The sequence below is a fragment of the Pukyongiella litopenaei genome, assembly GCF_003008555.2.
Taxonomy (GTDB): domain Bacteria; phylum Pseudomonadota; class Alphaproteobacteria; order Rhodobacterales; family Rhodobacteraceae; genus Pukyongiella; species Pukyongiella litopenaei.
The window spans coordinates 3084965-3098049 of record NZ_CP027665.1 but is presented as its reverse complement, the minus strand read 5'-3'; the positions used below and the strand labels follow the sequence as shown (position 1 = coordinate 3098049).

13 protein-coding genes are annotated in these 13085 nt (G+C 65.8%); 4 read left to right on the top strand and 9 right to left on the bottom strand.

Features of this window, described 5'->3' with window-relative positions; genetic code table 11:
* Positions 1-21 precede the first annotated feature (21 nt).
* The 6 genes from C6Y53_RS15315 to C6Y53_RS15290 all read right to left on the bottom strand — a co-directional run bounded on the left by C6Y53_RS15315 (position 22) and on the right by C6Y53_RS15290 (position 6641).
* A complete protein-coding gene (locus C6Y53_RS15315) occupies positions 22-1245 on the bottom strand; it encodes a serine hydrolase domain-containing protein (RefSeq protein ID WP_211299403.1) in 1224 nt (407 codons plus the stop codon).
* Positions 1246-1305: 60 nt separating this feature from the next.
* Positions 1306-2391 carry an ABC transporter ATP-binding protein gene (locus tag C6Y53_RS15310; protein WP_106473226.1) on the bottom strand — a complete coding sequence of 362 codons (1086 nt, stop codon included), beginning with the start codon at positions 2389-2391 and terminating at the stop codon, positions 1306-1308.
* A gap of 107 nt (positions 2392-2498) precedes the next feature.
* The gene (locus C6Y53_RS15305; RefSeq protein WP_106473225.1) at positions 2499-3296 is read right to left on the bottom strand and encodes a helix-turn-helix transcriptional regulator; all 798 of its coding nucleotides are present in this window, start codon (positions 3294-3296) and stop codon (positions 2499-2501) included.
* 198 nt (positions 3297-3494) lie between these two features.
* On the bottom strand, positions 3495-4763 hold the full coding sequence (locus C6Y53_RS15300) for an ABC transporter permease subunit (RefSeq protein ID WP_106473224.1): 1269 nt from the start codon (positions 4761-4763) through the stop codon (positions 3495-3497).
* Entirely contained in the window at positions 4760-5536 is a 777-nt protein-coding gene (locus C6Y53_RS15295; protein ID WP_106473223.1) for an ATP-binding cassette domain-containing protein, read from the bottom strand. Before C6Y53_RS15295 ends, C6Y53_RS15300 begins: the two co-directional genes overlap by 4 nt.
* A gap of 109 nt (positions 5537-5645) precedes the next feature.
* Positions 5646-6641: a taurine ABC transporter substrate-binding protein gene (locus C6Y53_RS15290; protein ID WP_425300311.1), complete on the bottom strand. Its 996-nt coding sequence runs from the start codon at positions 6639-6641 to the stop codon at positions 5646-5648.
* Positions 6642-6737: 96 nt separating this feature from the next.
* Here C6Y53_RS15290 and C6Y53_RS21055 point away from each other — a divergent pair, with 96 nt between their 5' ends.
* Together C6Y53_RS21055 and C6Y53_RS15285 are read left to right on the top strand one after the other, a co-directional pair.
* Positions 6738-6884, top strand: coding sequence for a hypothetical protein (locus tag C6Y53_RS21055; RefSeq protein WP_211299402.1), 147 nt, complete (start codon positions 6738-6740; stop codon positions 6882-6884).
* A 120-nt stretch (positions 6885-7004) separates the two neighbouring features.
* Positions 7005-8390 carry an aminotransferase family protein gene (locus tag C6Y53_RS15285; RefSeq protein WP_106473221.1) on the top strand — a complete coding sequence of 462 codons (1386 nt, stop codon included), beginning with the start codon at positions 7005-7007 and terminating at the stop codon, positions 8388-8390.
* Here C6Y53_RS15285 and C6Y53_RS15280 read toward each other — a convergent pair.
* From C6Y53_RS15280 to C6Y53_RS15270, 3 genes are all read right to left on the bottom strand, one after another.
* The gene (locus C6Y53_RS15280; RefSeq protein WP_149615540.1) at positions 8381-9064 is read right to left on the bottom strand and encodes a hypothetical protein; all 684 of its coding nucleotides are present in this window, start codon (positions 9062-9064) and stop codon (positions 8381-8383) included. The genes C6Y53_RS15285 and C6Y53_RS15280 overlap by 10 nt on opposite strands.
* Before the next feature lie 65 nt (positions 9065-9129).
* A complete protein-coding gene (locus C6Y53_RS15275) occupies positions 9130-10164 on the bottom strand; it encodes a permease (RefSeq protein WP_106473219.1) in 1035 nt (344 codons plus the stop codon).
* Positions 10157-10465: an ArsR/SmtB family transcription factor gene (locus C6Y53_RS15270; RefSeq protein ID WP_106473218.1), complete on the bottom strand. Its 309-nt coding sequence runs from the start codon at positions 10463-10465 to the stop codon at positions 10157-10159. Before C6Y53_RS15270 ends, C6Y53_RS15275 begins: the two co-directional genes overlap by 8 nt.
* A gap of 146 nt (positions 10466-10611) precedes the next feature.
* Between C6Y53_RS15270 and C6Y53_RS15265 the strand changes: the two genes are divergently transcribed.
* Positions 10612-11562, top strand: a complete 951-nt coding sequence (locus C6Y53_RS15265; protein WP_106473217.1) for a class I SAM-dependent methyltransferase — start codon at positions 10612-10614, stop codon at positions 11560-11562.
* A 52-nt stretch (positions 11563-11614) separates the two neighbouring features.
* Entirely contained in the window at positions 11615-13078 is a 1464-nt protein-coding gene (gene pdxR, locus C6Y53_RS15260; RefSeq protein WP_106473216.1) for a MocR-like pyridoxine biosynthesis transcription factor PdxR, read from the top strand.
* Positions 13079-13085: the final 7 nt, after the last annotated feature.

Genomic DNA, 13085 nt, shown 5'->3' with positions numbered 1-13085 from the left:
AATCTCCCGATTCGGACCGGTTCAGGCGCCCAGCGCGACGCGGATCGCGTCGATGGCGCGGTAGGTATTGGCGGTATAGGCCGGGATCAGGTAGTCGGGCCAGGTCGACAGCTTGACCACCAGCAGATCGGCCTCGGGATCGGCATGGATCATCTGTCCGAACACGCCGCGCGCCGAGATGTCGCCCCGGTCATTGTCGCGCACCCACCAGAACCGGCGATAGGCACCGTTGGGGGTCAGCAGCGAATAGGGCTCGCCGAATTTCGCGGTCTCACCCCGGCGCATCCCGTCGATCCAGTCACGCGGCACCACCTGCCGGCCCATCGCGCGGCCGTCCTTCAGCACCAGCCGCCCCAGCCGCGCATAATCGCGCAGCGTGGCGTTGAACCCGCCATCGGCCAGCGCCGTGCCCGCTGCGTCAACGGTGAAATAGGCGTCGCGCTCGGCGCCCACCGGTTGCCAGATGAGCGTGCTGACCAGCTCCGCCAGCGACCGGCCGGCGGCGCGTTCCAGCACCCAGGCCACCAGGTCGGTTTCGATCGAGCGATAGTCGAACCGCTCGCCATGGGGCCGGATCGCGGGCAGGGTCAGGATCACGTCGCGGATGGTCGGGCGTTCGCCGGTCTCCGGCCCCGGCCGCCAGCCCGACGCGATGTCGATCCGGGTCATGTCGCTGCCCGGCAGGTTGTAATCCTCGGTGAACCGGACGCCCGTCTGCATGTCGAGCGCCTGGGCCAGCGTCGCGCGGGCATAGCCGCAGGCGGCCAGTTCCGGCACGAGATCCGCCAGCGGCGCGTGCATCTCCAGCAGCCCCTGTCCGTCCAGCACGCCCGCCACCAGCCCGACCAGCGACTTGGCCACCGATTGCGACAGGTGCGGCGTTTCGGGGCCCATGTCGTTGAAATAGCGTTCATAGACGATCCGGTCGCGGTGACAGACCAGGAACCCGTCCGCATAGGTCGCGGCCAGGAAATCCGCCAGCCGCACCCGGTCGCCTTCCAGCGTCACGACCTGGATGCCGTCCAGCGACTGGAGATCCTCGCCAAACGGGTCCGCCGGCCCGGTGCCGCGCCAGACCTCGGCGGTCGGAAACAGGCTGCGCACGTTCTGGAAGCTCCACCGGTTGAACGGCGGCAGGTCCCAGTTCTCGAGCGTCGGGCGCTTTTCCGGAGGCGGCGGGAACCCCTGCATGATGCCGAGGTCACGCGCCGTCTTGGGTTTCGGAGGTGAAACGGGTGTGCTCATCGGGTCAACTGCTGACGAGGACCGGCGCGGCGCCATCCCGGACGCCGCGCCGCGTTTGCCCTACTGCTTCAGCCGGGTCCAGATCTTGTTGTAGAGATCCACCACCTCCTGCGGGCAGGGCTGGACGAAGTCGGTGAGGGTATCCAGAGTGACATGCACGCTGGTGCCGGCGCCGAAATAGACCACATTGGCCACGGTGCCACCCAGTGTCGCCGCGCCGCCGACCGGTGCCAGCGCCACGTTTTCGGGCCGGATCGCCAGATCCACCCTGTCGCCGGGGGCCATCGTCCCGCCCGACAGCGCAACGGAAACACGGCAACCCGGCGCCAGTTCGATCTCTGCGGCATCTTCGCCCAACGCTTTCACTTCGCCGCTCATGATGTTGATATCACCTATGAAATCTGCAACGAACCGATGCGCCGGATGGTCGTAGATTTCATTGGGTGCGCCGACCTGCAGGATCTCGCCCGCGTTCATCACCGCGATACGGTCGGACATGGTCAGCGCTTCTTCCTGGTCGTGGGTGACGAAAACGAAGGTGATGCCGGTTTCGTGCTGCAGGCGCTTGAGCTCCAGCTGCATGTCCTTGCGCAGTTTCAGGTCCAGCGCCGCCAGCGGTTCGTCCAGCAGCAGCACCTTCGGCGCCGGGGCCAGCGCGCGCGCCAGCGCGACCCGCTGTTGCTGCCCGCCCGAGATCTGGTCGGTCCGCCGATGCGCCATCGGCTCCATCTGCACAAGGGCCAGCATCCGGGCGACGGTGTCGTCGGTATCCGCCGCCGGCCGCCCCAGCATCTTCAGGCCGAACCCGATATTTTCGGCCACCGTCATATGCGGGAACAACGCATAGTTCTGGAACACGGTGTTCACCGGGCGGCGATGCGGTGGCAGGGCCGTGATGTCCGCCCCGTCCAGTTCGATGGTGCCGTCGCCGGGCAGTTCGAACCCGGCGATCAGCCGCAGCAGCGTGGTCTTGCCACATCCCGACGGGCCCAGCAGCGTGAAGAACTCGTTTTCGCGAATATCGATCGAAACCGATTTCAACGCATGGACCGCGGCGGCGCCCTGCCCGAAGGTCTTGGTCACCGCGCGAACCGATACCGCGGTGCGGTCTGGTCCGTCCGGCGTTCCGTCCTGGCTCTCCTGCATGGTCCGGCTGTCCCCCTTCGATCGTTCCGGTCCCGCGGCGCTCCCGCGTTGGTTGCAGACAGGTTAGAACGATCCGGATGGATCGGTAAATATCCCTCGGGGGGTAGTCAGGGCCCGTCGCGACCGGCCAGCACACGCCCGAGAAACGACGCGAACAGTTCGGACTGCGATGAAACCCCCAGCTTGCGATAGAGGTTCTTGCGGTGGATCTTGACCGTTCCCACCGCGGTGCCGGTGCGGTCCGAGATCGACGCGCTGGAATGTCCCTTCAGGATCAGTTCGGCCACCTCGCGTTCGCGCGCGGTCAGCACCCCGGCGCCGAACCCGATCAGCGCATCGTCGATCACCTGCGCCGGGCCGGGCAGATCGGGCCGCGGCTGGTGCAACAGGTGCTTGGCGGTCAGCGATGTCACCAGCGGCAGCGCGGTCCGGAACGCGGCCAAGGCCCGGGACGAGAACCGCCGTTCGCGACCCGGCCGGCCGATCGAGTAGAACGCGACGCTGCCATCGGGCAGCGCCAGCAGAAGCCCGAGTTCGTCGCGCAGATCGATGTTGCGGTAATAGTGCTGGTAATATGTGGACCGCGTGAACCGGTCGGGCGCCACGTCGCGCAGGCGGTGCGCACAATCCACGTTTCCCTTGCGGAACGCGTCATAGAACGGATCGAGCAGGTAGGCGCTGTCGAGATACTGGTCGATCACCGCCGCCCGGCGTTCGATGCGCACCGTGTCATAGACATGCCGGGGCGGCGCGTCACGGAACAGCCTGGTGATGAAGATGCCGGAAAACGGGGCCAGCCCGCCGAGAAATCGCGTCATCCGGGGAAAGAACTCGGCGCTGTGCAGCGCGTCGATCACCGGCGGGAGCGTGTCCGGCCAGTCGCTGGCGTCCGGCGCGGTCGTCATGCCCGGATCACGAGAAACCCGTTCCCCGACGGGGACGGGTTAGGCCCGCATCCAGGCCGATATCGGGTGTCGGATAACGCGGCAGGTCCCGGGCCCCGCCATACTCGCCACCACTCACACGCGGGCAACATACGCGATACGGTCCATTTTTCAACCATTGGGAGAACAAACCGAAAATTGACGTAACGTAAGGTGGTATCAGACCCGGCCTTTCCAGGGCACGAGCACCCGCTCGGCCCAGCGCATTGCCATGTCGATCCCAAAGCCGATCATGCCGATCAGGATGATGCCCATGATCACGATATCCGTGTTCTGGAACTTGGAGGCGACCATGATCATCATGCCGGCGCCCTTTTCCGCCGCCACCAGTTCGGCGGCCACCACGGTGCCCCAGCAGACCCCCATCGCCACCCGGGCGCCGGTAAAGATCTCGGGCAGGGAATTGGGCACGATCACATAGCGCATCAACTGGCGCTTGCTGGCGCCAAGGCTATAGGCGGCGTGCACTTTCGAGATGCTCACCCCCGACACCCCGGCCCGCGCCGCGATCGCCATGATCCACAGCGCGGCCAGGAACAGCAGGATGATCTTGCCCGCCTCGCCGATCCCGGCCCAGATGATCACCAGCGGTATCAGCGCCAGCGGCGGCACCGGGCGCATGAATTCGACGATCGGGTCGAACCAGCCGCGGAACCAGTCGGACAGCCCCATCGCATAGCCCAGCGGGATGCCGACCAGCGCCCCCAGCACGAACCCGACGATGACGCGGAACAGCGAATAGCCGAGATGCTGCCAGAGCGTCGAGCCGCGGAAGCCGTCGCGGGCGATCTCGACCACGCGCCCCAGAACCGCCTCGGGCGGCGGCAGCCAGATCGGTTCCATCTGCCAGCCCTTGGCCGGTTCGAAATTCAGCGTGCCCTTGGGCGACATGCCGACGCGGCCATGCTCGATATCGACGCTCTGGCCCGGGCTGATCGGCTGGCCGTTCACGGCCACCACCGTGGCACCGTCCGCGCGGGTGATGTCGTCATTGGCATCGACCCGGATCAACCCGCTGCGCCAGACGCCCACGGTGGCGGCATCGTTTTTCGCCCATCCCTCGCCCGGATCGACGCCGGGCATCTCGGCCGCCTGGTCGATGGGATGCACCAGCACGGTGACGGTGGCCGTGTCGCGGTCGCCATCGGAGGCCTGCGCGGTGTATTCGAACGAGGTTTCGCCCTCGAAGGGGCCGGGCGCGTGCAGAAAGGACGGCACCAGCGACGAGCCGGTGAACATGCCCCACATCAGAAACAGGGTGAGGATGGAAATCACCGAAGCGACGCGGTTCGACCGCACCGCGCTTTCGTCGCCGAAGGTCACCGTCTTGAGCGAGGTGAAATCGTGCCGCGCGGCATGATGCACCAGTTTCATCACCACCAGGTAGGAGATGACGAAAATCGCGAGATAGATCGCAAAGGGGATCATGCGCCCTCCTCCGCCCGGCCCATGATCTCTTCTTCCATGTCCCAGATCATGCCCAGTATCTCCTCGCGCCGCGTGGCAAAGTCGGGATGTTTCTTGACCTCGCGCAGGTCCTGGCCGACACCCAGATCGGCAAAGGGCAGCCGGTATTCGCGGTGGATGCGTCCGGGGCGCGGCGCCATGACCAGCAGGCGTTCCCCCAGCAGCAGCGCCTCTTCGACCGAATGGGTGATCAGGATGATCGTCTTGCCGGTCTCCTTCCACAGTTTCAGCACCAGCGACTGCATCTTTTCGCGGGTCAGCGCGTCCAGCGCGCCCAGCGGTTCGTCCATCAGGATGACGTCGGGGTCATTGGCCAGGCAGCGCGCCAGCGCCACCCGCTGCTGCATCCCGCCGGACAGTTCATAGACCGCCTTGTCTTTGAATTCCCCCAGCCCGACGGTTTCCAGCAGGTGATCGACGATCCCGGCCTTGTCGCGTTTGGGCATCCCCTTCATCCGGGGGCCGAAACCGACATTTTCCCGCACGTTCATCCATTCGAACAGCGCGCCCTGCTGGAACACCATGCCGCGTTCGGCATCCGGCCCCTTCACCGCATGTCCGTTCAGCACCACCTGCCCCGATGTCGGCGCCAGGAACCCGGCGACGATGTTCAGCAGCGTGGTCTTGCCGCATCCCGACGGTCCGAGCACGCTCAGCAACTCGCCTTCCCGAAGGTGCAGGGATACGTCCTTGAGCGCCTGGACCGCCCCGCCGGCAGGCAGTTCGAAGCGCATCGATACATCGTCTATCCGTAGTCCGCTGACCACCGGGTCCCCCGTTCCTGTTCGTTCACCGGACCGGAGACGGGGCCGGATGCCGGCCCCCGTCATCCGCGGTTGCGGATCACATGTCGGCCGCGGCACTCAGCGGGCCGGTATTGACCTGGTTTTCATAGCTGTCGAGCGCCGCGTCGATGCTGCCCGCCTGCACGAACACATCCGCCACGCCCTTCATGAAATCCTGCGACCCGCCGCCAAGCCACTTGTCCGACAGTTGCTCTTCGATGCTGGGAAACACGAAGGTGGCAAGCGACGCGGCGGCGGTTTCCTTGTCCATGCCGGCATCCTTGGCGATCACCTCGAGCATTTCGTCGGTATGCTCGCCGCTGTTCCACATCGCGTTGGCATCGGCGGTCACCTTCAGGAACGCCGCCGCGAGGTCGCTGTTCTCGGCCACGAAGGACGCCGGCGCGGTGGTCACGTCGAACACCAGAATGCCCAGTTCCTCCTTTTCGGCGCCGGTCAGCAGCACGTTGCCGTGCTCCTTCATCCGGATCAGGCCGCCGGCATAGCCGCAGGCCATGTCCACCGCCCCCTGCGACAGCGCCGCCGCACCTTCGGACGGGGCCATGTCCACCACCTCGAGACTGCCGAGATCGACGCCGAAATGGTTCATCTGCTCGAGGAACCCGAAATGCGCCGCGGTCCCCAGCGGCACCGCCACCTTCTTGCCGGCCAGTTCGCCCGCCGAGGTCTTGTCGATCTCGAGATCGGCCCGCACCACGCAATTGTCGTTGTCGGAATAGCTGACCGCCACGTCGAGGATCTGCAGGTCCTGCCCCGCGCTGGTCGCCACCACGAAGGGCGGCACGCCCTGGCTCACGCTCATCTGGACATCGCCGGAGGCCATTGCCGCGCTCATCGCCGTGCCGGTGTCGAAGCTGACCCAGTTGACGGTGACGCCCATCTCCTCGTCATATGTGCCCATCGCCTTGGCGTATTGGAACGGCATCGGCCATTCCAGGAAATAGCCAACGGTGATGTCCTGCGCCTGCGCTGCGCCGCCGATCAGCAGCGCCAACCCCGCCGCCGCGCCCATGAGCGTCTTGGGTGCTTTCATCGTCATTCTCCCTGTCTGTGGCCCGTCGGGCCGTTGGTCTGGACGGTGGTCCGTCTCTGGTATGGCGGTGTGTGCCGCTGCTCAATCGGACCCGAAATGGCCAGAACGATCAACGGTTTTGTTTGCCGGATTGCCACCCCCGCCAGCCAGTTTTTCGCCGGAACGATCCAAACGCAAACATTTTCAATGGTATATCCGGGTGATGCCAATAATTTCGTCACCCGCGGCACGGGCTGGCATTAAATCGACTTGATATCTGGCCCTATCGCAACCCATGTGACACGGCGCATTGTTGCGGCAGACCGACTCTGGCGCCGGGCGCCCGAGATGCGAACCCGAATTCCCGAACCGAAAGGACCCGTCATGGACGGCACGTTCAACGAAAACGACATCAGCCACATCGTCGAGGCCGACAAGGCCCATGTCTGGCACCACCTGATCCAGCACAAACCGTTCGAGACCAACGACCCGCGCATCATCCTCGAAGGCAAGGGGATGCGGGTCTGGGACCAGAACGGCAAGGAATATCTCGACGCAGTGTCGGGCGGGGTCTGGACCGTCAACGTGGGCTACGGGCGCGAAAGCATCGCCAAGGCGGTCTATGACCAGCTGATGAAGCTCTGCTATTTCGCACAGACCGGCGGCTCGATCCCCGGATCGCTCTTTGCCGAGAAGCTGATCGACAAGATGCCGGGCATGAGCCGGGTCTATTACACCAACTCGGGCTCGGAGGCGAACGAGAAGGTGTTCAAGATGGTGCGCCAGATCGCCCACAAGCGATACGGCGGCAAGAAACACAAGATCCTCTACCGCGACCGCGACTATCACGGCGGCACGCTGGCGACCATGTCGGCCGGCGGGCAGGACGAACGGGTGATGCAGTATGGCCCGCTGGCGCCGGGCTTCGTCCGGGTGCCCCATTGCATGGAATACCGCGCCCAATGGGACCTGACCGGCGAGGAATACGGCCGTCGCGCCGCCGATGCCATCGAAGAGGTCATCCTCGCCGAGGGCGCCGACACGGTGGGCGCGCTCTGCCTCGAACCGGTGACCGCCGGCGGCGGCGTCATCACCCCGCCGCCCGGCTACTGGGAACGGGTGCAGGAGATCTGCCGGAAATACGACATCCTGCTGCATATCGACGAGGTGGTCTGCGGCATCGGGCGCACCGGCACCTGGTTCGGCTACCAGCACTACGGCATCAAGCCGGATTTCGTGACCATGGCCAAGGGCGTCGCCTCGGGCTATGCGGCCATCGCCTGCTGCGTGACCACCGAAGAGGTGTTCGACCTGTTCAAGGACAACGCCGAGGATCCGCTGAACTATTTCCGCGACATCTCGACCTTTGGCGGCTGCACCGCGGGCCCGGCCGCCGCGCTCGAGAACATGCGCATCATCGAGGACGAGAACCTGCTGGACAACTGCACCAGCATGGGCGACCGGATGATGGGCAATCTCGAGGCGCTGATGGAAAAGCACCGGATCATCGGCGACGTGCGCGGCAAGGGCCTGTTCCTGGGCGCCGAACTGGTGGCCGACCGCAAGACCAAGGAACCGGTTCCCGAAAAGACCATCGCGCAGGTATCGGCCGAATGTGCCGCCCAGGGCGTCATCATCGGGTCGTCGAACCGGTCGGTTCCGGGGCTGAACAACGTGCTGTGCTTCTCGCCCGCGCTGATCGCCACCGCAGACGACATCGACCAGATCACCGACGCGGTGGACGTGGCGCTGACCCGCGTCTACGGCTGATCGCTTGCCGGCCCCGGTTCAGCCGGGGCCGGCACTGCCGCCTCGGCGGTTCCCGTGACAAACGAAAAACAGTCGCCCGTCATGTGACAATCCCAGGCGCGATGCGCCACCATCGCCAGGTTGATCAGCACGAACAGCAGGAAAAAGGCATGGCGGCGGAAATACTCCGGCCAGGACGACTTGTTCGATCCGCGCTCGCCCGCCTGTCCGCAATCGCCACCTGCATCCAGCGACTCGTTCCAAGCCTTCAGCCCGTCATTCGACTTGCGGCTGCGCAGGAACCTTTCCCACCCCATCGGACTGGCGCCCGACACCCGGTAGAGATAGATCTCGAGCGACCGGATGTAATTGCCCATCAGCCGGATATGGCGGCCGACGAAACTGGCATCGAGATAGGTCACGACCGCAAATGCCAGCGATCCCAGCGCCAGGCTGAACGCAACCTCGGCGCGCAGGGCAATGGGGATCTGCCCGGCGCCGGGCCACGGCAGCACCCCGATATAGATCAGGATCAGGGTGACGAAAGTCACCAGCTGCACCCGCCGCTTCATCGATTCGATATCGGCATCCTTGCGGGCGATCTCTTCCTTCAGCGCGTCGAATTCGCGCAGGGCAAAGCCCCGTTCGGCTGGTTCGGTCCGTTCCGCGCCGCCGTTTTCGCCGTTTCTATCCATACCGCCCCCGAACATGCCACCATGCCGGGGACGGTAGCGTCCTCATGCGCCGCGTTGCAACCGGGTCAGACCAGCATCTGGAACAGCAGCCCCGACAGGATCGCGCCGCAGACCCCGAGGCCCAGATAGGTGGCAAAGACCCGCGGTTTGACCAGCGACCACACCGCGGTCATCGCGGGGATCGAACTGACCGCCCCGGCGACCATGAAGGCCATCGCGGCGCCCGCGCTCATGCCCTGCTCGATCAGCCCTGCCAGCATCGGCGGCGCGACATAGGAATTGAGATAGGCCGGCATCCCCACCAGTGCCGCGATGCCGATCGGCACCACGCCGTCGCCGCCGACCGCACCGGCGATCAGTTCGGCCGGAACATAATGCACCAGCAGCGCCTCGAGCACATAGGCAAAGGACATCCATTTCAGCAGGAACAGCCCGTTTTCCACCAGTTCGGCACGGAATTGCGCGCGCCGCGGTGCCTCATTCCAGAACCGCCAATGCGGCTGCCCGCCGGCCTTTGGCCCGGACCCGCAGCATCCCTTGCGCGCATAGACCCGCAGCGGCGCGGCAAAGGCTCCGCCCGACATCATCGCCCGCACCGCGAACCCGCCCATCAGGCCCAGCGCCACCGCCGCGACCGCCTTGCCGATGGCAAAGGGCCAGCCCAGCGCCCCGGCGGTGATCAGCAGCGTCGGCGGATCGATCAGCGGCGAAGACAGCCAGAACGCCATCACCGCCGACAACGGCGCGCCCAGCGCCAGCAACCCGGCGATGAACGGGATCACCTGGCAGGAACAGAACGGCGCCAGCCCCCCGATCAGCGCCGCGGCAATGATCATGCGCGTCTCGCGCCCCTCGAAGGCCCGGGCGACCAGCTGTTCGGCCCCGGTCGCCTTGAGCCACGCCAGGAGCGCCACCGCCACCACGATATAGGGCAGTGTGCCGCCCAGCGCCCGCAGGGCAAAATCCACCGTCGCGACCAGGTTGGACGGGTCCAAGAGCGCCACGCCCGCCAGCACGATGACGATCAGGGCCCAGGGCGATTTCAGCCGCGCCGCGCGGGCCCGCCAGGCCACGCCAAATGTCTGTGCCGTGTCAGCCATCGTTTGCAGCCCTCGTGCAATCATCCGCGCAACATTCGCTCAGTATGAACTGGGCGAGATTTTCCAGTTCACCGAAACAGGCCCGGTTGATCGTGGTCCGCCCGGCACGTTCCTGTTCCACCAGCCCGGCGCCCGCGAGGAATTTCAGGTGATGGGCCAGCGTCGAGGGCGCGATCCCGGTCCGGTCCTGGATTTCGCCCACCGTCAGGCCCGCATGACCCGCCCGCACCAGCGCCTTGACCACCTGCAGCCGCGCCTCCGATCCCATGGCCGCGAACCCGGCCGCCGCTGTTTCCCACATCCCATATCCCCATTAAACTAGTTTTATGGTTACTTTGCGGACACCCATTCGTCAAGCCGAAAAACACTTTGACAATGGCCCTCGCGGGTCAAGGATGAGGCAACCGGCCTCAGCGGGCAGGCCAATGGGGGGGGGAGAAACGGGTGATGAGGCGTGAGAAATACGAGGCAACCAAGGCCGCGTTGCAGTTCGAGGATGCGCTGGAGGCGCTCGACGGAGCGGTGCGCAGCCGTGATTTTGCGCGCGCCAAGCTGGACCGGCTCGGTGCGCAGATGGCCGACCTGATCGAGACCTTCGACGGCGCGCCGAACGCGCGGGCGCTGTCGACCCTGAAATCGCTCCGGCACAAGTTCCGCTTTGCCGAAAAGGCGCTGGAGCGCACGCAGGCCGACTGCGCCCGGGCGCGGCGTGCCTATGGCGAACTCCACGAGGTCTATGTCGAAGCGATGGACCGGCTGCATCACCAACTGATTGCCCGGCAGGATGAGATGGATGTGGCGCACCGTATCTCGGCCGCCTCGGAACGCGCCTTCACCACGATGGTGGCCGAGGTGTTGAACAGGACCGACCGGCCCGACGAAAAGGACCTGTTCAAGCGGCCGGACGACTCCTATGACTACATCCCCTTCGCCGTTTCGAAATACCTGGAAACGCTGATCCGGCTGGACGCGCTGCTCAGCAATGACCCCGATTTCGACGATGCCAACCTGCGCCATCGGCCGGTGTCCTATCTCGAAGTCGGCTGCGGCCACGGGCGCAACATCCTGCTGACCCGCGCCGCCCGGCTGATCCATGTCGGCGACTATCGCGGGTTCGACATCAATCCCGATCTGGTCGAACTGGGCCGCAAGGCCTTTGGGCTGAACGGCACGATCGAGGTCGCGGATGCGCTGGATTACGACTATGCGCCGCATGACGTGATCTTTTCCTACCGGCCGATCCGCACCGCCGCGCTGCAGGCGCGTCTCGAGGCGCGCATGGCCGATACGATGCCCGCCGGGTCCTATCTGATCGCGCCGCTGGCCGAGGATCTGACCATCTATCCCGAATTCAGCCGCGTCTGCACGGCGCTCGATATCTGGAAGAAAACCGGCTGACCGCCCTTAGGGCCAGATTGCATGCTACATAGGTCCAGCATACCCTGCGCCCATGGCGATCCCGGTCGAAACCCTTTTCCTCAGCCCTGACGGGCAGGGCACGCTTCAGGCCCGCATTCAGCAGATGGTTGCCGAGGGCATCCTGTCGGGGCGGTTCCGCCGGGGCGAGAAGCTGCCCTCCTCGCGCAAGCTCGCCGCCCATCTCGGCGTCAGCCGCATCACCGTCACGCTGGCCTATACCGAGTTGCTCGCCAATGACTACCTGATCTCGCGCGGCCGGTCCGGTTACTATGTGTCCGACGGCGCACCGGTGCCGCCGGTCTATACGCCGCCCGAACGCGGGCCGGATGGCGTGAGTTGGGATCGCGCCATCATCCGGCGCTTTACCGGCGGCGACACGCCGCGCAAGCCGCTGGACTGGCAGAGCTATCGCTATCCGTTCATCTACGGCCAGCCGGATGCCGCCCTGTTCGACCATTCCAACTGGCGGCTCTGCGCGTTGCGGGCGCTGGGACAGAAGGATTTCACGGCGCTCACCGCCGATCTCTATGACGCCGACGACCCGATGCTGGTGGATTTCATCGCGCGTCACACCCTGCCCCGGCGCGGCATCGTCGCGCGGCCCGATGAAATCCTGATCACCATGGGAGCCCAGAATGCCCTTTGGCTGGCGGCACAGCTGCTGCTGTCGGAAAACCGCCGCGCGGTGATCGAAAACCCCTGCTACTACGCCCTGCGCGACATGGTCACCCAGACCGGCGCCACGGTGCTGCCGCGCATGGTCGATGGCGACGGCCTGCCGCCCGACAGGGTGCCTGAGGGCACCGATGTGATCTTTACCACGCCCAGCCACCAGTGCCCCACCACCGCCACCATGCCGCGCGACCGCCGGCTGTCGCTGCTGCGCCGCGCCCGCCGGATCGGGGCGCTGGTGGTCGAGGACGATTACGAGTTCGAGATGTCGTTTCTGGCCCCGCCGTCGCCCGCGCTGAAATCGCTCGACCGCGACGGGCGGGTGATCTATGTCGGCAGCTTTTCCAAGCCGCTGTTTCCGGGGTTGCGGCTGGGCTACATGGTCGGCTCCGAACCCTTCATCCGCGAGGCCCGCGCCCTGCGCGCCGGCATGTTGCGCCACCCGCCGGGCCATATTCAGCGCACCGCAGCGCATTTCCTCAGCCTGGGCCACTACGATGCCCAGATCCGCCGCATGGCCCGCACGCTGCACGGCCGCAGGCAGGCGGTCGAGGCGGCGGTGGCCGAACATGGGCTGACCATCGCCGGGCGCGGGGTCTATGGCGGGTCGTCGCTGTGGATGCGCGCGCCCGAGGGCACCGATATGTCGCGCCTGTCCGACGATCTGCGCCGGGCCTCGGTCCTGATCGAACCCGGCGCGCCGTTCTTTGCCGGTCCGGACCGCCCGCACAATTATTTCCGGCTCGGATATTCGTCGATCCCGCGCGACCGCATCGCCCCCGGCATCGCCCGTATCGCCGCCGCGATCGCCGCCAACTCCTGATCCGCCG